The 20,161-nt window shown below is 64.7% G+C and carries 13 protein-coding genes, 2 tRNA genes and 1 pseudogene; 7 read left to right on the forward strand and 9 right to left on the reverse strand.

What is annotated here, in order from left to right:
- Positions 1–435, reverse strand: a pseudogene (locus tag LPN03_RS12260) (hypothetical protein); the annotation flags it as partial.
- Positions 428–1,300 (reverse strand): DUF6318 family protein, encoded by an 873-nt coding sequence (locus LPN03_RS12265; protein ID WP_262454419.1) that lies wholly within the window; start codon positions 1,298–1,300, stop codon positions 428–430. The pseudogene LPN03_RS12260 and the gene LPN03_RS12265, both read right to left, overlap by 8 nt.
- Positions 1,301–1,604: 304 nt before the next feature.
- Between LPN03_RS12265 and LPN03_RS12270 the strand changes: the two genes are divergently transcribed.
- Positions 1,605–2,318 carry a hypothetical protein gene (locus LPN03_RS12270; protein ID WP_262454420.1) on the forward strand — a complete coding sequence of 238 codons (714 nt, stop codon included), beginning with the start codon at positions 1,605–1,607 and terminating at the stop codon, positions 2,316–2,318.
- Here the strand turns inward: LPN03_RS12270 and LPN03_RS12275 are convergent.
- Both LPN03_RS12275 and LPN03_RS12280 read right to left on the reverse strand, forming a co-directional pair.
- Positions 2,293–2,775 (reverse strand): MarR family winged helix-turn-helix transcriptional regulator, encoded by a 483-nt coding sequence (locus LPN03_RS12275; RefSeq protein ID WP_165181080.1) that lies wholly within the window; start codon positions 2,773–2,775, stop codon positions 2,293–2,295. The genes LPN03_RS12270 and LPN03_RS12275 overlap by 26 nt on opposite strands.
- Positions 2,772–3,902: an LLM class flavin-dependent oxidoreductase gene (locus tag LPN03_RS12280; protein ID WP_165181081.1), complete on the reverse strand. Its 1,131-nt coding sequence runs from the start codon at positions 3,900–3,902 to the stop codon at positions 2,772–2,774. The genes LPN03_RS12275 and LPN03_RS12280 overlap by 4 nt, the downstream gene beginning before the upstream one ends.
- Positions 3,903–4,092: 190 nt before the next feature.
- Here LPN03_RS12280 and LPN03_RS12285 point away from each other — a divergent pair, with 190 nt between their 5' ends.
- Complete coding sequence (locus tag LPN03_RS12285) at positions 4,093–5,559, forward strand: MFS transporter (protein WP_165181082.1); 1,467 nt, start codon at positions 4,093–4,095, stop codon at positions 5,557–5,559.
- Positions 5,560–6,712: 1,153 nt separating this feature from the next.
- Here LPN03_RS12285 and LPN03_RS12290 read toward each other — a convergent pair.
- From LPN03_RS12290 to LPN03_RS12300, 3 genes are all read right to left on the reverse strand, one after another.
- Complete coding sequence (locus LPN03_RS12290) at positions 6,713–9,973, reverse strand: efflux RND transporter permease subunit (protein WP_262454421.1); 3,261 nt, start codon at positions 9,971–9,973, stop codon at positions 6,713–6,715.
- Between the two features lie 82 nt (positions 9,974–10,055).
- Positions 10,056–11,555 (reverse strand): malate:quinone oxidoreductase, encoded by a 1,500-nt coding sequence (locus LPN03_RS12295; protein ID WP_262454422.1) that lies wholly within the window; start codon positions 11,553–11,555, stop codon positions 10,056–10,058.
- A 93-nt stretch (positions 11,556–11,648) separates the two neighbouring features.
- Positions 11,649–13,337, reverse strand: coding sequence for an ABC transporter substrate-binding protein (locus LPN03_RS12300; protein ID WP_262454423.1), 1,689 nt, complete (start codon positions 13,335–13,337; stop codon positions 11,649–11,651).
- Between the two features lie 176 nt (positions 13,338–13,513).
- Between LPN03_RS12300 and LPN03_RS12305 the strand changes: the two genes are divergently transcribed.
- A tRNA-Leu gene (locus LPN03_RS12305) sits at positions 13,514–13,595 on the forward strand.
- Positions 13,596–13,646: 51 nt separating this feature from the next.
- Here the strand turns inward: LPN03_RS12305 and bcp are convergent.
- Complete coding sequence (gene bcp / locus LPN03_RS12310) at positions 13,647–14,123, reverse strand: thioredoxin-dependent thiol peroxidase (RefSeq protein WP_262454425.1); 477 nt, start codon at positions 14,121–14,123, stop codon at positions 13,647–13,649.
- Between the two features lie 186 nt (positions 14,124–14,309).
- A tRNA-Lys gene (locus LPN03_RS12315) sits at positions 14,310–14,382 on the reverse strand.
- 250 nt (positions 14,383–14,632) lie between these two features.
- Here LPN03_RS12315 and ilvD point away from each other — a divergent pair.
- From ilvD to ilvN, 4 genes are all read left to right on the forward strand, one after another.
- Entirely contained in the window at positions 14,633–16,396 is a 1,764-nt protein-coding gene (ilvD, locus tag LPN03_RS12320; protein WP_262454426.1) for a dihydroxy-acid dehydratase, read from the forward strand.
- Positions 16,397–16,468: 72 nt separating this feature from the next.
- A complete protein-coding gene (locus tag LPN03_RS12325; protein WP_262454427.1) occupies positions 16,469–17,398 on the forward strand; it encodes a hypothetical protein in 930 nt (309 codons plus the stop codon).
- 300 nt (positions 17,399–17,698) lie between these two features.
- Entirely contained in the window at positions 17,699–19,585 is a 1,887-nt protein-coding gene (locus LPN03_RS12330) for an acetolactate synthase large subunit (RefSeq protein WP_165181089.1), read from the forward strand.
- 2 nt (positions 19,586–19,587) lie between these two features.
- Positions 19,588–20,100, forward strand: a complete 513-nt coding sequence (ilvN, locus tag LPN03_RS12335; RefSeq protein WP_165181090.1) for an acetolactate synthase small subunit — start codon at positions 19,588–19,590, stop codon at positions 20,098–20,100.
- The last annotated feature ends 61 nt before the right edge of the window (positions 20,101–20,161 follow it).

Raw genomic sequence — 20,161 nt, forward strand, 5'->3', positions numbered from 1 at the left:
CGCGGCGATTTCCTTGAGCACGTCGATGGGCTTTTCGTCGTAGATGCACGTGGGGCCGGAGTCAAAGGCCCAAACTGGGGTCTTCTTGCCTCGGAGTGAGTGGTACCACCAGACAGCAACGCCACCTTTCGCGGCCGTGCAGGCGGGCAGATTAGCGGCACATTTGGCGAAGATGGCTTGGTCCGCCGTTGTGCAGGCCAGCCTGTATTCGTAGATGTAGGGATCTACGGGGCCGGCCGAGGGCAGTTGCCCCCAGTGGGAGGGATCATTGGGCAACTGATTCCAGGACCCGGACTTAATGTGCGTATCGTCCCAGTCCAACTCGTAGTCACCGTCAGCCCATACTGGCTGGCCGACGGTGGAGAACAGTACGACAAGGGCGAAGACGCTGAACAAGAAATGGAAGGTGGGTGTCCGGCGGGGTGAATTACTCACCGCTGCTGCCCTTCAGATGTTCGACAGTTTGGGCTATCCATTGCCCTTTGACGTAGTCCGTGACGACAATGTCCGCGACCGAAGATTTCGCTCCCAAGTCCTTCGACAGCGACTTATCGGCGCGGTAGTACTTGACTTGTGACTGGCGGACCATGGTGATCGTTTGGTAGGAACCATCTGGCGCCGGATCAAACGAAGCCTCCGTGGTTAGCACCTCCATTTGTCCTCCCACAATCCAACGCCCGTTTTCGTGTCCACCGGTGGCGGCACTTTTCATGGCGTTGCACGGCTTGCAGCCTGGGTCGCTGATGGCGAGCATGGGGCCGGGGTCGCCGGTTTCGAAGGCGTAGCCGAGGGTGGAGTACCAGTAGGTGGCGAAGGCTTCCAGGCCTTCCTTGGAGAATTCCTTGGCTTTGGCCGGCAGCACGGGGACGGGCACGTTTTGTGCAGGGCCGGCCGCCGTGGCCGGCTTGTACGCTGGCGCCGGCGCTGGGACGGTAGTCGGCGGATTCGTCGGCGCGGCAGTTGCGGCGGCGGTGGCCGTTGAGGGAGCCGACTGCCCGGGCGACCCGCTGCCGGCCACCGGCGGGGCGGCGGATGAGCACCCGGTCAGCAACAGCGACGCCGCTACCACTGCGGCCACCACGGCGGCCACAGCTGCCGCGGGCCGCGAAGGCCGGAACCGGGCCGTGCCGGCGGGCCGGACAAACAGCCGCCCGGCACGTCCGGGCCGGACAAACAGCCGCCCGGCACGTCCGGGCCGGACAAACAGCCGCCCGGCACGTCCGGGCCGGACAAACAGCCGCCCGGCACGCCCCACCAGGAAAGGCACTGTGCGTGCCGTGGTCCGCATGTTCGTCGTCATAAAAGCCCCCGCCCAAGTCCCCCCAGAGCCGCCTCGTGGCGGTCCCCGGCTCAGCTATGTACCAAGTTAGCCGACTTGACGCAGACCCGCCAGAAGTTATCCACAGCCATTGCGGGGCGCGCCGCGCACAGGGGTGCCCCGCAAATGGCTAGCATTGGCACCATCGGAATGGAATTTCTGAGGAGGTCCAATGCCATATCGACGGGGACTACGCCAATTTTTCCCAGCGAATCATGCCCCAACCACCGCAATCCGGGTCGCCACAGCCGCCCTCGCCGTCGCGCTTTCCGTCACGGGTTGCGGTGTGTCGATCGGCGTTCCAAGCCAGGCGCCCCAGGCGGGCGGGGCCACGCAAGCCGCACCAGCGCCGTCGGCCTCGGCGCCGACTGCCACCAACAGCGCCGGGCCGGGAAGCAGTGCAACCCCGTCAGCGGCGGGCCCCACCATGGAGCCCACGGCCGCGGTATGGAAAATCTACACGGACCCGGGCAAAAACATCAGCTTTGAACTGCCCCAGGACTGGACCACGCAGCTGGTGCCGGGCACCAACCCCGCAGCCCTGCACGTGGAAGTCCGGGACCAGGACGGCACGCTTACGGCCACCCTGCAAACCCACATCACCGGGCTCGGCGGCGCGTGCCAGCCCGGAGCCATGCGGCGCTACACGGTGCTGTCGAGCATTCCACTGGCCATCCCATCCACCAGTACGGGAACCACCACGGTGGACCCCCGTTTTGTGTACCGGCTGATTCAGGGCGCCACACACTTTTACGCCTCCTACGGCATCACCGACAGAGCCGGCGGCCAGGACGGCCGCGCCTGCCTGGTCTACAACACCGTAACCTCGGACAAGCTGGGCATCTACATGTTCGGGGACGTCCTCCAGTTCACCAGTGCACCCGACGGCTCGCCCGGGCTGCAGGCCTTCACCACCATCACGGAGGCCCAGGCACACATGCGCTCCACCAGCTATCGCAATGTGGAGCGGATGGTCACTTCCCTGAAGGTGTTGGGGTAGCTGCCCGCACGGCAACGGTGGCACGCAACTTTCCCGTCAGCTCCAGCAGCACCTGCATCTCGGCGTCGGTGAGCCCTTCCTCCATGACGTGCATGATATTTTGCACATGCGCCCGCCCCACCTTCTTTTGCAACGCCGCGCCCGCCTCGGTGAGGCCGATCAGCACGCCCCGGCGGTCGTCGTCGGGCGTCTTGCGCCTGACCAGCCCGCGCTCCTCCAGCCTGTCCACCAGGCGGGAGATGCTGGGCTGGGTCAGCAGGACGTTGTCATTGAGCTCGTTCAGCCGCAGCCAGCCGGTGGGGCAGCGGGAGAGGTTGAACAGCACGTCGTACTCCCGGCTGCCCACCTCCTTGAAAATGGGTTCCTTGTGGAGTTCGCGCATCACGGCCACCTGCGCGCGCAACAGCGATTCCCAGGATTCCGCGGCCAGGCGCCGGTGCGCTGCAGCTGACATCATGCCCCGGCCCCGCCTACAGCTGCGCCGGAATGCTCGACGCCGGCCGCCTCCTTCGCTGCCTTGGCCGCCTTGCGTGCCGCAAAGGTGGGCGCGTCCGGGACTGTGGCCGGGCGGTTTGCCGCAAACTCGGCGCGGAGTGTGGGCAGCACGTCCGAGCCGAACAGGTCCAGCTGTTCCAGCACTGTCTTCAGCGGCAGGCCGGCATGGTCCACCAGGAACAGCTGGCGCTGGTAATCGCCAAAGTAGTCCCGGAAAGTGAGTGTCTTCTCAATGAGTTCCTGCGGGCTGCCCACCGTCAGCGGGGTCTGCGAGGTGAAGTCCTCCATGGACGGGCCGTGGCCGTAGACGGGGGCGTTGTTGAAATACGGGCGGAACTCGTTCACGGCGTCCTGTGATTTGGGCCGGATGAAGAACTGCCCGCCCAGGCCCACAATGGCCTGCTCCGGCGTGCCGTGGCCATAGTGCGCGTAGCGTTCGCGGTACAGGTTGATCAGCTGCTGGTAGTGCTCCTTGGGCCAGAAGATGTTGTTGGCAAAGAAGCCGTCGCCGTAGTAGGCGGCAATCTCTGCCACCTGGGGGGTGCGGATGCTGCCGTGCCATACAAACGGGGCAACGCCGTCGAGCGGGCGGGGCGTGGCCGTGAAGCCGCGCAGCGGCGTGCGGAACTTGCCCTCCCAGTTCACCACTTCTTCATCCCACAGGCGCCGCAGCAGGGCGTAGTTTTCCACCGTCAGCTCCACGGAATCCTGGTTGTTCTTGCCAAACCAGGGGTACACGGGGGCCGTGTTGCCGCGGCCCAGCACCAGGTCCACGCGACCTTCGGCAAGGTGCTGCAGCGTGGCGAAATCCTCCGCGATCTTCACCGGATCGTTGGTGGTGATCAGCGTGGTGGTGGTGGAAAGGATGATTCTCTCAGTTTGCGCCGCGATGTAGCCGAGAATGGTGGTGGGGGAGCTGGGATAGAACGGCGGGTTGTGGTGCTCGCCCGTGGCAAACACGTCCATGCCGACGTCCTCGGCGTGCTTGGCGATGGTGGTGATGGCCTTCAGACGTTCGTGTTCGGTGGGCGTGCGGCCCGTGGTGGGGTCCATGGTGACGTCCCCGACGCTGAATATTCCGAACTGCATGGTGCGCTCCTTGCTCCGGGCCGGTGGCCAAGATATATGCGTTTGCATCTAATATACCCGGCAACCGTGCAGGACGTGAAAATGTTCCCGGGCGAAACCTGTTGCCGCCCCGCCTGCGTCCAGTTCCCCGGCGGGCGCTAGGATTCTGCCAACCGGTAGTAACGGATCTCACACATTGCGGGGGCAGTTCATGGATTCACCCAAGCTCAGCCAGGCCAGGGCGCAGGCGGGCCCGGCGGCCATGGCCGTGGTGGGATTTTTGGTCCTCGTGGAGTTCACCAGCGGCATCCTGCAGGGCTACTACACGCCGCTGCTGACCGACATTGCCCGCTTCCTCCACATTCGCGACGCCGACGTCAACTGGTTTGAAGCCGCCCAGCTCATGGTCAGCGCCCTGGTGGTGCCCGTGCTGGCGAAGCTGGGCGACATGATTGGCCACCGCCGCGTACTGCTGATCTCCACGGCGCTGACGGCCGCCGCTTCGTGGGGTGTGGCCTTCGCCCCAAACTTCTGGCTTTTCCTAGGTGCGTGGGCGCTGCAGGGCTTTTATGTGGTGTGGCTACCGCTGGAAATCGCCCTCGTCTACAGCCGCTCCCACCGCCAGCCCGACGGCGCCGCACTGACCCGCAAAGCAGCCGGCATCCTCGTGGCCGGCCTGGAATTCGGCGTCATTGTTGGGGCCCTGGCGGGCGGCTTCATTGGCGGCGCCCTGCCCGGACGGTTGTGGCTGACACTCCTCATCCCCGCCATCGCCGTCACCCTGTGCTTCTTTGTGATCCTCCTTTGGGTGCCTGAATCGGCCAGCCGGACGGGCGGGCGGATCGACACCACCGGGCTGGTGCTGCTGTCGACCGGGTTGCTGTTGATTACCGCGGGGCTGACGTTCATGCGCATCAACGGCCCGGGCACCTGGTGGGCGTGGGGCGCGGTGGTGCTTGGCGTTCTGGCGCTGGTGCCGTTCACCCGGTACGAGCTGGGCCACCGGGACCCGCTGGTGGACATTCGGCTGCTGCGCCAGCCCAGCATGTGGCCGGTGCAGCTGACGGCCTTCCTGTTTGGGGTTTCCGTCCTCGGGGCGCAGGCGCCCTTGTCCACATTTGCCCGCACCAACCCGCACGACGTCGGCTATGGGCTGGGTGCCAGTTCGTCCCTGGTGTCCGTGCTGATCGGAGTTTACGTCCTGGGCCTGCTGGTGGGTGCGCTGTTGTTCCCGGCCGTGGCCAAATGGACCACGCCGCGTGTCACCTTGATCGGCGCTGCCCTCCTGGTGGCGTTGGGGTACCTGATGTTCCTGCCGCTGCACGGTTCCATGGTGCAGGTGCTGGTAAACATGGGAATCGCCGGTATTGGCAGCGGCGCCCTGGTGGCGGCCCTGCCCTCTGCCGCCGCGGCGGCGGCGCCGCTGACAAAGACGGGCATGGCCACCGGCCTGACCAATGCCACCAAGACCGTGGGCGGCGCCTTCGCCTCGTGCGTGTTTGGCATTGCCCTGGCCGGATCGGCGCTGGGGTCCCTGACGGCTGGCGCGGGCAGCACGGCGGCCCCTTTGGCAGGCTACATGCTGGTGTGGACGGTGTGCGGAGTCACTGCGCTGGTTGCGGCCACGGCGCTCTATTTTGTGCCGAAACTGGCCTTCGGAGCCACCCTTCCGGCCTGAAAGGGTACTTAGTCCTTCAATTGGAGAATTACCTCACAGACACGCCGGAAGACGGTCTGCGCGGGGGAGGTGCTCGGTTAATCTTTCAAGTGGCGCACATGACCACCGGTCCCCAAGCACGTGGGGAACTTGTCAGTTTCTTGGATTCCCTGGCTGCGCAAACCCTCTGAAAGGCACCTTTGTGAGCAATTTCAACGGGGCACACCGACCCCTTGCAACGATCCCGTTCCCGGTGCGCCCGCACCCCAGCCGGGGCCGTCCAACCGCAAGACCCTCTTCAGCGTCCCGGGCCCCGTTGCAGCCGTGATGGTCCTTGCCCTGGTCGCCGTGTCTGTTTGGGCTATCCCCGCATTCACCCAGTTTGTGGCCAATGGCAAGCCCGGGCCCACGGCGGTCGCGGCATAATCGGAGCAGGGTGCGCCGCCGGCGTTGGGCATGCCGCCGGCAGAATCAAGTCCGGAAGCAACTTCGGCCGGCCAGGAGACAGGGGCCGCTGCGGGCATTCCGGCCGGCGCGGTGGCGCTTCCCGCAGGCTGGATTGCGCTGAACGGGCCCAGCAACGTCCCGGCGGACGGGGATCCGAAGTTCGGGAAGTTTGTGACGGGGGAGTCGTCCTTCCAGCACCTTTCGTCATGGAGCAATGACAACATGTTCGGCATCACCACCGATCCGGAAACGGGGAAGACGATGCAGCAGGTGGCCCAGGGCACTGAAGAGAAGGACGCCGACGGAATTTCCATGGCCTTTGCGTTTTTTGCCGAAACCGACGAGGGCAAGTACGGCAGCGACCCGGCCAAGGTAAAGGCGGCCATTGCGGCCACGCAGGAGAAACTTGCAGCCACCCCCGCAGCCGAACTCCCGAAGTACTTGGTGGGCCACAAATGTGTCTCCGACTTCCAGTCAAGCACCCCGGAAAACCCCGAGTTCCGCCGCGGGATGGCCTGGTGGTGCAATTCAGCTGCAAGATGGCCGCCGGGGATGAGATCCAAGCCGTCAACCCTTTTTTCCGTCACCCCGTGGGGAACCCCGCAACGAATGGGGATCAGCGGCCACAAGAGCTACTGGGATGCGAATCCCGGCACGCTTGAACTGCTCGCCAACTCCTACCGCATCAACAAGTGGAAGCAGCAAGGGCAGCCCCGTCCGGTCCCGGTCAGTCGGCTGCCGCGCGACGGCCGCGGACCTTGGGGATGGCGCCCGTGGTCCAGTCCTGAAACTCCGGAACCCCCGCCGGGCCGGCGGCCGGGACCCCCGCCGGAACCCCGGCCGGGACCCCGCCTGGCAAAGCGGCCGGCTTGTGCACCACCTTGAGTGCCTTCAGCAGCTCGCGGCGTTCCTTGCGCCCCTCCACGAGGCGGTACAGCACCGGGACCAGGACCAGCGTCAGCAGGGTTGAGGAAACCAGGCCGCCCACCACCACCACGGCCAGCGGCTGGGAGATGAACCCGCCGCCGCCCGTCACGCCCAGCGCCATGGGCGTCAGCGCAAATATGGTTGCCAGGGCGGTCATCAGGATGGGGCGCAGGCGCTGGCGGGCGCCGTGCTCAATGGCGTCTGCCACGTTCATGGCGGGCCTGTCGCCGGAAGGGCGCCGGTACTGGTTGATCAGGTCGATCAGCACAATGGCGTTGGTGACCACAATGCCCACCAGCATCAGCATGCCGATCAGCGACGGCAGGCCCAGCGGGATCCGGGTGATGAGCAGCAGCGCAATGGCGCCCGTGGCGGCAAACGGGATGGACACGAGAAGGATCAGCGGCTGCACCAGCGACTTGAACGTCGCCACCATGATGACGTAGACAATAGCGATGGCGGCCAGCATGGCCAGGCCAAGCTGCTTGAATGAATCGGCCTGCTGTGTGGCCGCACCGCCCACGGAGGCAATGGTGCCGGCGGGAAGCTTGGTCGCGTTGAGCCGCTTTTGGACCTCGGCACTGAGCGAGCCCAGCGAGTTGGCTTCCGGCACCACGGACACGGTGGCCGTGCGCTGGCCGTTGGAGGAGGTGATGGTCAGCGGCGTGTCCACCTGCTTTACGGTGGCCACCGCTGAAAGCGGCACCAGGCCCGCGGGGGTGGGAATCTTCGCATCGGCCAGTGCGGCAACGGAGTCAAAGGTGGTGCCCGTGCCTACCTGGACCTTGTAGTCGGTGGTGTCAATGCGCACGGTGCCGGCCGGGATGGGGCTGACAGTGGCGGCCAAAAGTCCCGTGATCTGCGATTCGTCCAGGCCGGCAGCCACTGCCTTTGCGCGGTCCACGCTCACCTGGACCACGGGCTGCGCCGCGGACAGGTTGCTGGAGACGGACTGGGCCCCGGGAACGCCGGTCATGGCCTTGACCAGGGCGTCGGAGGCCTGTTGAAGTTCGACGCCGGTGCTTGCCTTCACCGTGATGTCCACCGAGCTTGAGGTGCCAAAGCCGCCTCCGCTGGCACCGAGGGAAATGCTGCCGGCATCCTTGATGGTGGCGATGGCGGCCCGGACGGTGTCCTGGAGCTTGACCTGGTCTGCGGCAGGGTCCGTGATGACCTGGAAGGAGGCGCTGGACGCCCCGGAGGACAGCAGGGCCGAGAAGCCACCGGAGCTGTTGCCGATGGTGACCTGGACGTCCTGGATGCCGGTGATGCCCTTGAGCTTCGCCTCAACCTTCTTCGCGGCCGCATCGGTCACGGCCAGGCTGGTGCCCGGCGGCATGGCCTGCTTGACGGACATGCTGTTCTGGCCGGTGTCGCCGAGCAGATTGGTGGGCAGCAGCGGCGTCATGGCGAGGGTGGCCCCGAGGATGATGACGCCGGCAATGAGCGTGTAGACGGGGTGCTTCTGGGTCTTGGCGAGGACGGGCAGGTAGCCGCGCTGCAGCCATGAGGACCGCTCCTTGGCCTCCACCACGCGAAGCAGGGCCTGGCCGCCCAAGGGGGCGCCGGCTTCGTCCGTGTGGGAGGTGCCCTTCAGGAACCAGTAGGCGAGCACAGGCACAATGGTCAGCGACACCAGCAGGGAAGCCAGCAGCGCAAAGGTGACGGTGAGCGCGAACGGGCGGAACAGCTCCCCGGCCAGGCTGCCCACGAAGGCAATGGGGAGGAAAACGGCCACCGTGGTCAGGGTGGAGGCTGTAACGGCACCCGCCACCTCGCGGATGGCGGACAGGATGGCTGCCCTCTTGTCCTCCCCGTAGCTCATGTGCCGCTTGATGTTTTCAATGACCACAATGGAGTCGTCCACCACCCGGCCAATGGCGATGGTCAGCGCGCCGAGGGTCAGGATGTTCAGCGAATACCCCGTGGCCCAGAGCCCAATGAAGGTCACCAGCAGGGACAGCGGGATGGAGATGGCGGTGACCAGGGTGGAGCGCGCCGAGAGCAGGAAGATCAAGATCACGACGACGGCGAAGCCCAGTCCCAGCAACCCCTCCTGGGTGAGGTCGCTTATGGACTTTTCAATGAACGGGGCCTGGTCCAGGACGGTGGTGAACTTTGTCTGGTGGCCCAGTGATGCCTCGATTTGCGGCAGCTGGGCGTTGATCTGCTTGGACAGCCCCACGGTGTCCGCGTCCGGTTTTTTCGTGATGGACAGTGCCAGCGTGGCCACGCCGTTGGTGCGGGTGATCGAGGTGGTGGTGTCGTCCGCCAGGGCAACGCTGGCCACCTGGCCGATGGTGGGCGCGGCGGCGGCCTTGCTGCCGGCCAGCGGGAGGGCCTTGATGGTGTCCAGCGAATCAACGGGGCTGCCTGCCTGGACGGGGAGTGTCAGCCCGTCATTGCTCAGGGATCCGACGGGAATTAGTGAGCCGTTGTTCTTCAGTGCCGCAGTGATGGAGCCGGGATTGACGCCCGCGGCGGCCATCTTGGCGGGATCGGGCAGGATGGCGATGTGCTGGGAGTTGGCGCCCGTGACGTCGGCGCTTCGCACGCCGTCGATTTTCATCAGGGCCGGTACTGCCAGCCGCTGCAGGTTGGTGTTGAGGGCGGCGAGGTCCTGGTTTGAGGAGACTGCCAGGAAAACTATGGGGAAGTCAGCGATGGAGCCGGCAATCGGCTGCGGGGTGACGCCGGAGGGCAGTGTGGTGCTGACGGTGGAAATGGCACGGTCAATCTGGTTCCGGGCACGGTCCAGGTTGGTGCCGTAGGTGAAGGCCAAGTTGATCGTGGAGACGCCGCTGCGCGAGGTGGACGTGCTTGATTCCAGGCCCTCGACGGCGTTCAGCGCGGCTTCCAGCGGTGCGCTTACCTGCTTGTCAACCACCTCGGGCGAAGCGCCCGGCATTGCCGAGACCACCGTAATTTGCGGAAATTCGATGGACGGGATGAGCTCCTGCTTGAGGGAGCCGAGGGTGATCACCCCGAAAACCACCGCGAAGATGGTGATGAGTGCAATGAGTGCCCGGTTTCCCAGGGACAGCTGTGCCAAACGAAACATCAATAAACTCCCATTGCGTTATGCCGGTTCCGTCTGGCCCTGCCTGTGTTGCCTTTGGTGCGTGTGGCGGCGTCCGCCCGCCCTACCCCGCCACAGTCTCCAGCTGCAGGGATGCTGCAGTCGAGGCAAGTGTCTTTTCAAAGAGCTCGGCATTCTCGTTGAGCTTGGTGCCGTAGGTTGGCATCATTCCGCGCAGGGAGTCCTGCCATTCGAGCTTGAACTTGCGGGGGAAGCACCGCTGGAGCAGCTGCAGCATGATCGGCACCGCGGTGGAGGCTCCGGGGGAGGCGCCGAGCAGGGCGGAAATGGAACCGTCGGCCGAGGTAATGACTTCGGTGCCGAACTGCAGGATCCCGCCCTTCTTGGCATCCTTTTTGATGATCTGCACGCGCTGGCCGGCCGTGATGAGTTCCCAGTCCTTGCCGTCCGCCTCGGGGAAGTATTCGTGCAGGGCCTCCACCTTGCCGGCGTGCGACTTGGTGACTTCGCTGACCAGGTACTTCACCAGGTCCAGGTTGTCCTTGCCCACGGCCAGCATGGGGATGATGTTCCCGGGCCGGATGGACCCCGGCAGGTCAAGGTAGCTGCCGGTCTTGAGGTACTTGGTGGAAAAGCCGCCGTACGGGCCGAACAGCAGCGAGCGCTTGCCGCCGACGAAGCGGGTGTCCAGGTGGGGAACTGACATGGGCGGGGCGCCAACTGACGCCTGGCCGTAGACCTTGGCGCTGTGCTGGGACGCCAGTTCTTCATCCGTGCACCGGAAGAACTGGCCGGAGACGGGAAAGCCGCCAAAGCCCTTGCCCTCGGGGATGCCCGATTTCTGCAGCAGGTGCAGCGCCCCGCCGCCGCCTCCGATGAAGACAAACTTGGCCTTGATCTGCCCGTGTTCGCCGGAGGCCGGGTGCTTGGTGGAAATGTCCCACTGGCCGCCGCTGGTGCGCTGGACATCCGTGACGGAGGTGTTGTAGTTGACCTCCACGCCGCTTTCGCCCATGTAAGCGATGAGCTCGCGGGTGAGCGCACCAAAGTCGACGTCGGTGCCCTCGGCCGCACGGGTTGCCGTCGCCACGTCACGGGGGTCGCGGCCCTTCATGACCAGCGGCGCCCACTCGGCAATCTGTGCGGGGTCCTCGGAGTATTCCATGGAGGCAAACAGCGGGTTGTTGCTCAGCGCGGCGTGCCGGGCCTTGAGGAACTTCCTGTGCGCCTCGCCCAGCACGAAGCTCATGTGCGGGACGGTGTTGATGAAGCCTTTGGGGGAGCCGACCATGTTGTTGTCGACCATGTGCGCCCAGAATTGGCGCGAGAGCTGGAACTGTTCGTTGATGTTCAGCGCCTTTGCCGGGTCAACGGTGCCGTCTTTTGCCATCGGCGAATAGTTGAGCTCGCAGAGGGCGGAGTGGCCGGTGCCGGCGTTGTTCCACGGGCTGGAGGACTCAAGGCCCGGCTTGTCGAGCTGTTCAAACAGCACGATGTTCCAGGTGGGTTCGAGTTGCTTGAGCATTGCACCCAAAGTGGCGCTCATGATGCCGCCTCCGATGAGGACAACGTCAGCGTCTTTGGTGGTGGAAATGAAAGTCACAGTCAACTCCGGGTAGAGGCTCTTCCTAGCGGTAGAAGCCTATCGCGGCGGGGGCGCGATGCTTAAATCACGTCTGGTGGGTCACATCACGCCCTAGCCGCCCGCGCCAGGCGTCAGCGTGACGTGGTTGAAGACCTCGTTGAGGACGGGGCTGAGAGGATAGCTGGCCACCTTGTCGGAGAGGGCGATGGCGGAGATGGGCAGGGCAATGGGGATGGCGGGCAGTGTGGCGGCAATCTGCTTGTTGATGGCGTCATAGGCGGCAACCCGGTCCGGCCCGTTGGGCATGCTGCGGGCGCGGGTGATTTTCGAAACCAGCTGCGGGTCCTCGAGCCCCAGCCCGGCGTTGGCCGAGCCGAACAGCGGGCCCACAAAGTTGTCCGGGTCCGCGTAGCTGCCGTTCCAGCCCATCAGGCTCAGCGCCTGCCCGTCCTGTTTGGTCACGGCCTGGACGTAGCCGTCATTCCAGGCAATGGGCACTGGCTTGATGTTCAGCCCGATGGCCGTCAGCTCACGCGCAATTTCGGCGTACACCTTTTCGGGCGTGGGGAGGTAGGGGCGCGACGCATTGGTGGGGTAGAAGAATTTCAGCTCCTGCCCCTTGTAGCTGGAGGAGGCCAGCAGCGCCTTGGCCTTGACTGGATCGTACGGGATGCCCTGGACCGAGTTGTTGAAACCGCTGAGCTTGGGCGGGATGAACTGCGCCGTGGCGGTGGTGCCGGCAATGAAGAACTTGTCCACCAGGGTTGACTTGTCAATGCCCGCCGCAATGGCTTCACGGACCTTGAGGTCCGACAGGACGGGAATGGACTGGTTGAGGGCCACGTACATGACGGAGAACGGGTCGCGCTGCAGCACCTGCTTGCCGCTCTTGATGAGCTTGTCAAAGTTGCCGGGCGTGACCGGGTCGAAGCCGTCCAGGGTGCCGTCGGCGAGGGCGGCCAGGCGCGCTTCGGGCTGGTCGTAGGTAATGAACTTCAGCGTGGTGATTTGGCCCTTGGTGCCCCAATAGCCGGGGTAGGCCGTCATTGTCACGACGCCGTTGGCTGAGGAGGTGAATTCGAACGGGCCCGTGCCCACGGGGTGGAGGGCGTACTTGGAGACCTTGTTGCCGCCCATGGTCTCGTTGAGGGTGTTGGCGGTGCCCTGCTGAAGTGCCTTGGGGGAGGAGATGGCGAAGGCGGGAACGGTCAGGGCCTGCAGGAAGCCGGTCAGGCGCATTTTCAGCCCCACAGTGACTTCCAGGGTGCTGTCCACCGTGCAGCGGTCGTACAGGGAGTTTGCGGCGTTGTCGGAGAATTCACGGAACACCTGCTTGAAGGTGGCCGAGGACCCGTCCCCGCGCGTTGCGGCCGGCATGGTGTACCAGCGGTTGAAGTTGGCGCACACGGCTGCCGCGTCAAACGGCGTACCGTCCTGGAACGTGACACCCTTGCGCAGCTTGAATGTGTAGCCGAGCCCGCTGCCGAGTTCGGTCCACGACGTCGCCAGGCTGGGGGCGGGCGCGCCCGTCACCGGGTCAATGGTGACCAGGCCTTCGAGCACCTGCCGTGTCACGCGGTACGACTCCGTGTCGGAGACCAGTGCCGGGTCAAAGCCGGAAGGGTCCGCCCCCGTGCCGAAGCTGAAGGTGACTGGCGCTGGGGCCGCGGTGGCCGGCGTCGTGCTGGTCGGGTCGGGGCCCGGCGCCCCAGTGCACCCCGTGGCGGCCAGAAGCACGACGGCGGCAATCACGGCAGCGCGGCGGCTTGCCTTGCGTCGGGGACCGGCTGGGGTGGGCACGTTGTGGTTCTCCTTGCGGGGATGAATTCCATCAGCCCCTCATCTTAGTGGCACTTTCCCCGCAACGCCCGGGAGGCGCGGTGGGTGCGCTGGCAGCGGGCGGTCACAAGCTGCATCGCGGCCGGGTAGTATGGTGCAGGTCTTTCAAGGTGTTCATTCCTTGGCGGACGCACCGCGCGCGAGTGGTGGAATTGGTAGACACGCAGGTTTTAGGTACCTGTGCCTTCGGGCGTAGGGGTTCAAGTCCCCTCTTGCGCACTCTTTGGACCGGGCTTCGGGGCTGCGGCCTCCACCGTCCTAGGCCTTGTTCTAGGGCTTGTCGATGCCCAGGTCCCGTCGCAACTTCGCCACATGGCCGGTGGCGCGGACGTTGTATTGCGCCACAGCAACCTTGCCCGCGCCGTCCACCACAATCGTGGAACGGATCAGCCCCTGGTAGGTCCTGCCGTAGTTCTTTTTCTCCCCCCATGCCGCGTAGGCTTCGGCCACGGCGTGGTCCTCGTCGGCCAGCAGCGGGAACGGGAGATCCTGTGCCGCCGCGAACCTGGCCAGCTTTGCAACGGGGTCGGGGGAGATTCCCACCACCTGGTACCCGGCCGATTTCAGCGACGCCAGGTTGTCGCGGAAATCGCAGGCCTGCTGGGTGCAGGCGGGCGTGGAGGCGGCCGGGTAAAAGTAGACCACCACTTTGTTTCCGGCGAAGTCCTTCAGCGAGGTGCTCCCGCCTGCGGCGTTGGGAAGGGTGAAGTTGGGGGCGGTATCGCCGGGGACAAGACGGTCACTCACGTCGGAACTCCTTGCGGGCGCCGCCGTGCGGCGCCAAATGGTGGTGTTTGTTCCAGCCTAGGCCAGAATCCACGGGGGCGTGGTCACGGAATAAAGGGGCAGCTAATGGCCAGTTGGGCCGATTCGAGGCAATAAAAAAACCGCTACAACACCGGTTGTTGCCAGTGTTGGAGCGGCTTTTCTCTGTGCACCCCTCGGGACTTGAACCCGAAACCCATTGATTAAGAGTCAATTGCTCTGCCAATTGAGCTAGAGGTGCATCTTGGCGCTGCAGTTAACCACCCCGGTTTGTGTCCGTTGTGTTCCCCGCAACGACATGAAACATTACATGGTTTTTGCATGAGTGTGAAATCGAAAGTGGCGTTTGCGGTGCAGATCACACCTGCGGCCGCGAAAAGCCCCGGAATCACGTGGGTTTTGGCGGCAAAATTGGTCCGCGGGACGGCTGCGCGGCGGCAGGCGCGCGGATTCTGTGGCCTGCGTCGCATTCCGGTCATAGACTGGCGAACATGAGCGTCGAGACCAATTCACCAGACAGGGCGTCAGTGGACAAGGCATCAGCACTTGTCCGCAACGCCGACGGCAGCCCGGACATCAAGCCACGCAGCCGCGTGGTGACCGACGGCATCCACGCCTCGCCTGCACGGGGCATGTTCCGTGCCCTGGGCATGGGCGACGACGACTTTTCCAAGCCGCAGATTGGCGTGGCCAGTTCCTGGAACGAAATAACCCCCTGCAACCTGTCCCTGAACCGGCTGGCACAGGGCTCCAAGGAAGGCGTGTTCGCAGCGGGCGGCTACCCCATGCAGTTCGGCACCATCTCCGTCTCCGACGGCATTTCCATGGGCCACGAGGGCATGCACTTTTCCCTGGTTTCGCGTGAAGTCATCGCCGACTCCGTTGAAACGGTCATGATGGCCGAACGCCTGGACGGCTCCGTGCTGCTGGCGGGCTGTGACAAGTCGCTGCCCGGCATGCTCATGGCGGCCGCCCGGCTGAACCTGGCCAGCGTCTTCCTTTATGCAGGCTCCATCATGCCCGGATTTGCCAAGCTCGAGGACGGCACGGAGAAGGAAGTCACGCTCATCGACGCCTTCGAAGCCGTTGGTGCGTGCGCAGCCGGCAAGATGAGCATGAAGGACCTCGATTCCATTGAGCGGGCCATCTGCCCCGGCGAAGGTGCCTGCGGCGGCATGTACACCGCCAACACCATGGCCTGCATCGGGGAGGCGCTGGGCATGTCGCTTCCCGGTTCGGCCGCCCCGCCAAGCGCCGACCGCCGCCGGGACATGTTTGCCCGCCAGTCCGGGGAGGCGGTGGTCAATCTGTTGCGCCTGGGCATCCGCGCCCGGGACATCATGACGAAGAAGGCTTTTGAGAACGCCATCGCCGTCACCATGGCCTTCGGCGGCTCCACCAACGCGGTGCTGCACCTGCTCGCCATTGCCCGCGAGGCCAAGGTTGACCTGACATTGCACGACTTCAACCGCATCGGTGACACTATCCCGCACCTGGGCGACCTCAAGCCGTTTGGCCGGTATGTCATGTTCGACGTCGACAAGATCGGCGGGGTGCCCGTCATCATGAAGGCATTGCTCGACGCCGGCCTTCTCCACGGCGACTGCCTCACCGTCACGGGCAGGACGGTTGCCGAAAACCTGGCGGACATCAATCCGCCGGATCCCGACGGGAAGGTGTTGCGCGCCCTGGACAACCCGATCCACAAGACAGGCGGCATCACCATCCTGCATGGCTCCATGGCCCCCGAAGGCGCCGTCGTGAAGAGTGCGGGCTTCGATCTGGATGTCTTTGAAGGCACCGCCAGGGTGTTTGAGCGTGAGCAGGGTGCCCTGGACGCCCTCGACAACGGCGAAATCCACGCCGGCGACGTCGTCGTCATCCGTTATGAGGGTCCCAAGGGCGGGCCTGGCATGCGCGAGATGCTTGCCATCACCGGCGCCATCAAGGGGGCCGGCCTCGGCAAGGACGTGCTGCTGCTCACCGACGGGCGCTTCTCCGGCGGCACCACGGGGCTGTGCATCGGCCACGTCGCCCCGGAGGCCGTGGACGGCGGCCCCATTGCATTCGTGCGGGACGGGGACGTGATCCGCGTGGACATCGCCGCACGCACCTTTGACCTGCTGGTGGATGACGCTGAACTGGCCGGGCGCCGGGAGGGCTGGGCACCGCTTCCGCCCAAGTTCACCTCCGGTGTGCTGGCCAAGTATGCGAAGCTGGTCAACAGCGCTTCGACGGGAGCTTATTGCGGCTAATCCAGATTGTTACAGGCGCCCCGGCCCTGCTTGGATATGCTCGCAGGGAAACCATTGCACCTGGGGGCAACTATGCGCAGTACACCGACACGGCTCGAGCGGCATCTGAAATGGGCGGTGCCGCTTGCCGCAGCACCTCTGATCTATCTGGGGGCAATGTTCGCCGCGTGGTTGCTGGTGCAGGGTGCGGGCAGTGGGAACCAGGGGATCTGGCGGCCTTTGGCGGAGTTGGCACTTTATTTGGTGGCCATTGCCGGCCCTCTTGCCGCACTGGTGCGTGCAGCCATCAACGGTCACCGCGCCTTCCGCCACTGGCGCCGGGAAAACGGCCATTTCACCAAGTCGGAAGCCGTGGTGGCGCAACGGCATGACAGTTCCGCCCGGTCCTGGGCGCAAGCGCGTCATCTGCGCTCATGTCTCCTGCGGGGGGAAGCGCCACAGGCCGTCCAGGTGTGGGATGTCGTGGCGAACCCCGGCGAAGTCTTTTTCATGGATGTTCCTGCCGACTATGCACGTCACTACGGCATGGACGTCACTTTCACCCAAACCTCAGGGATTTATTTCGGCAGGCCGGCCTTTGTCCTGGTCGGACTGGGCCTCACTGCCATGTCGAACGCAGCAAAGCGGAACGCCGCCAACAGGCAGGCGGCCGTCCAGTGGCGCGAACGGCAGCCTTGCAGGCTGGTTGTGGGCAACCAGCGCCTTCTGTGCCAGGTGGGCGGGCAGTGGCTGAGTTTTTATTTCTCCGCCGTGACGGCCGTATATCCGGAAATAGATAACTGGTCCCTGATCACCCAGTACGGTTCCACCTCGCCCCTGATGCTAAGCGGAGAGCATGTGCCCTCGGCGGCCTTGTTCACAGTTCTTGCCACGCACGGCGTGGAGGCAGTGTCTGCCCATCCCAGCCTGCAAAGACTGGGTGCCGGCAACCCGGGCAAACCCGGCTCGACGGAAGGAGGGAACGGCATTGACCACAGAGTGGACCATGCGTCCACATTGTGAGATGACGGCGCGGGCTGTTTGACACCCCGGAGCGGAAAACGGGAGACTACAGGTATGCAACTGAACCTCGTAGTCGTCATTAGCTAGCGCGTGACGCAAAGTGGCCGCACCAGGCCATGACCCTCTAACTAACAAGTGAAGAGAACGTCGCAGCACGTGCAAACCCCTCGATGAGAGCCTTCCGGCTGAGGGGTTTTTTTGTTTCCACCACCAGCGGCAACTCGCAAGAGCGCGTCAACAACCCTTAAACGCCACCCCGGAGAAGTACCCAAGAGCATGAGTTTCCCAAAGGATGAACCGATGAGTAAAGGATCGCCCGCCAGCCCCGCGTTGCTGGCAACCAAGTCCCACGGACACGGCGGCCACGCAGGCGGGAGCTCCGGCGCCGTCAGCCCGGCCGCCCAAACCGCCGTCGTAGGCCCCAACAACGTAGTTGCGCCGGTGCAGATGACCGGCTCCGAGGCGCTGGTCCGTTCACTTGAGGAACTTGGCGTCAAGGACGTCTTCGGGCTTCCCGGCGGGGCCATCCTCCCCACCTACGACCCGCTCATGGCCTCATCCCTGAACCATGTGCTGGTCCGCCACGAACAGGGCGCCGGCCACGCTGCCCAGGGCTACGCGATGGTCACCGGCGAGGTGGGCGTTTGCATTGTGACGTCCGGCCCGGGCGCCACCAACCTGGTCACGCCCATCATGGACGCCCATATGGATTCCGTTCCCATGGTGGCCATCACCGGCCAGGTGTCCAGCAGCGTCATCGGCACCGATGCGTTCCAGGAAGCCGACATTGTGGGCATCACCATGCCCGTCACCAAGCACTCCTACCTGGTCACCAACGCCCAGGACGTCCCGCGGGTGCTGGCCGAGGCCTTCCACCTCGCCTCCACCGGCCGGCCCGGACCCGTGCTGGTGGACGTGTCCAAGGACGCCCAGCAGGGACTCATGACGTTCTCCTGGCCCCCCACCATCGACCTGCCCGGCTACCGTCCGGTGTTCCGCGGCCACTCCAAGCAGCTGCGCGAGGCCGCCCGCCTCATCAGGGAAGCCAAGAAGCCCGTCTTGTACGTTGGCGGCGGCGTCATCAAGGCGAACGCCTCCCAGGAACTCCTGGAACTGGCCGAGTTCACGGGCATTCCCGTGGCCACCACCCTCATGGCCCGGGGAGCCTTCCCCGATTCCCACACCCTGCACGTGGGCATGCCCGGCATGCACGGCTCGGTGTCCGCCGTGACCGCACTGCAGCAGTCGGATTTGCTCATCACCCTCGGCGCCCGCTTTGACGACCGCGTCACCGGCGTGCTCAAGAGCTTCGCACCGCATGCCAAAGTCATCCACGCCGACATCGACCCCGCGGAAATCTCCAAGAACCGCACGGCCGACGTTCCGATCGTGGGCTCGCTGAAGGAGATCATCCCCGACCTCACTGCAGCCGTGAAGGTAGAGTTTGACGCCGGTGGCGCGCCGGACATCAGCGACTGGTGGGCGTTCCTGGGCAACCTGCGCGACACCTACCCGCTGGGCTGGACGGAACCCGAGGACGGACTCATGTCCCCCCAGCGCGTCATCTCCCGGATCGGCGCCCTGACCGGTCCGGAGGGCGTGTATGTGGCCGGCGTGGGCCAGCACCAGATGTGGGCTGCGCAGTTCGTCAAATATGAGCGCCCGCGTTCCTGGCTCAACTCCGGAGGGGCCGGCACCATGGGCTACTCCGTCCCTGCCGCCATGGGGGCCAAGGTGGGCAACCCGGACCGCGTGGTGTGGGCCATCGACGGCGACGGCTGCTTCCAGATGACAAACCAGGAGCTGGCCACCTGCCGGATCAACAACATTCCGATCAAGGTGGCCGTCATCAACAACTCTTCCCTGGGCATGGTCCGCCAGTGGCAGACACTTTTCTACGACAGCCGCTATTCCAACACCGACCTCAACACCGGCCATGACAGCATGCGCGTCCCGGACTTCGTCAAGCTCGCCGATGCCTACGACTGCGTGGGACTGCGCTGCGAACGTGTCGAGGACATCGACGCCACCATTGAGGCCGCCCTGGCCATCAACGACCGCCCCGTGGTCATTGACTTTGTGGTCAGCCCCGACTCCATGGTGTGGCCGATGGTGCCTTCGGGCGTCAGCAACGACCAAATCCAAGTGGCACGCAACATGACACCCGTCTGGCAAGAGGAGGACTAGAGATGACACGGCACACCCTTTCCGTCCTGGTGGAAGACAAGCCCGGCGTCCTGACGCGCGTGGCCAGCATGTTTGCCCGCCGCGCCTTCAACATCAACTCCCTGGCAGTGGGCCCCACGGAGGTCACCGGCGTCTCCCGGATGACCGTGGTGGTTGACGCCGACGGCGAGCTGATTGAACAAGTCACCAAACAGCTGAATAAACTGGTCAACGTCATCAAGATCGTTGAACTTGTTTCAGATAATTCCGTGCAACGGGACCACATCCTGGTCAAGGTACGTGCGGATGCCGCCACGAGGCTGCAGGTCACCCAAGCCGCAGACCTTTTCCGTGCTTCGGTGGTTGACGTGTCCACAGACTCGTTGACCATTGAGGCCACCGGCCACCCGGACAAGCTCACGGCACTGCTCAACGTGCTGGAGCCCTTCGGCATCCGAGAAATCGTGCAATCCGGCACCCTGGCCATTGGGCGGGGATCCCGTTCCATGAGCGACCGGGCACTTCGCGCTTCCTAAGTGCGACCGCGGCCACAACAGCCGCACCTGTTTAGAAGACCAGCAGTACACACCCATTATT

Origin of the sequence: Arthrobacter sp. A2-55, from assembly GCF_025548615.1 — a bacterium.
Lineage (GTDB): Bacteria > Actinomycetota > Actinomycetes > Actinomycetales > Micrococcaceae > Specibacter > Specibacter silviterrae.

Bases quoted from the DNA above. Each gene is read 5' to 3' on its own strand.
- LPN03_RS12265 (WP_262454419.1), bottom strand. From the start codon at position 1,300: ATGACGACGAACATGCGGACCACGGCACGCACAGTGCCTTTCCTGGTG.
- LPN03_RS12275 (WP_165181080.1), bottom strand. From the start codon at position 2,775: ATGATGTCAGCTGCAGCGCACCGGCGCCTGGCCGCGGAATCCTGGGAA.
- LPN03_RS12280 (WP_165181081.1), bottom strand. From the start codon at position 3,902: ATGCAGTTCGGAATATTCAGCGTCGGGGACGTCACCATGGACCCCACC.
- LPN03_RS12285 (WP_165181082.1), top strand. From the start codon at position 4,093: ATGGATTCACCCAAGCTCAGCCAGGCCAGGGCGCAGGCGGGCCCGGCG.
- LPN03_RS12290 (WP_262454421.1), bottom strand. From the start codon at position 9,973: ATGTTTCGTTTGGCACAGCTGTCCCTGGGAAACCGGGCACTCATTGCA.
- ilvD (WP_262454426.1), top strand. From the start codon at position 14,633: ATGAGCGTCGAGACCAATTCACCAGACAGGGCGTCAGTGGACAAGGCA.
- LPN03_RS12325 (WP_262454427.1), top strand. From the start codon at position 16,469: ATGCGCAGTACACCGACACGGCTCGAGCGGCATCTGAAATGGGCGGTG.
- LPN03_RS12330 (WP_165181089.1), top strand. From the start codon at position 17,699: ATGAGTAAAGGATCGCCCGCCAGCCCCGCGTTGCTGGCAACCAAGTCC.
- ilvN (WP_165181090.1), top strand. From the start codon at position 19,588: ATGACACGGCACACCCTTTCCGTCCTGGTGGAAGACAAGCCCGGCGTC.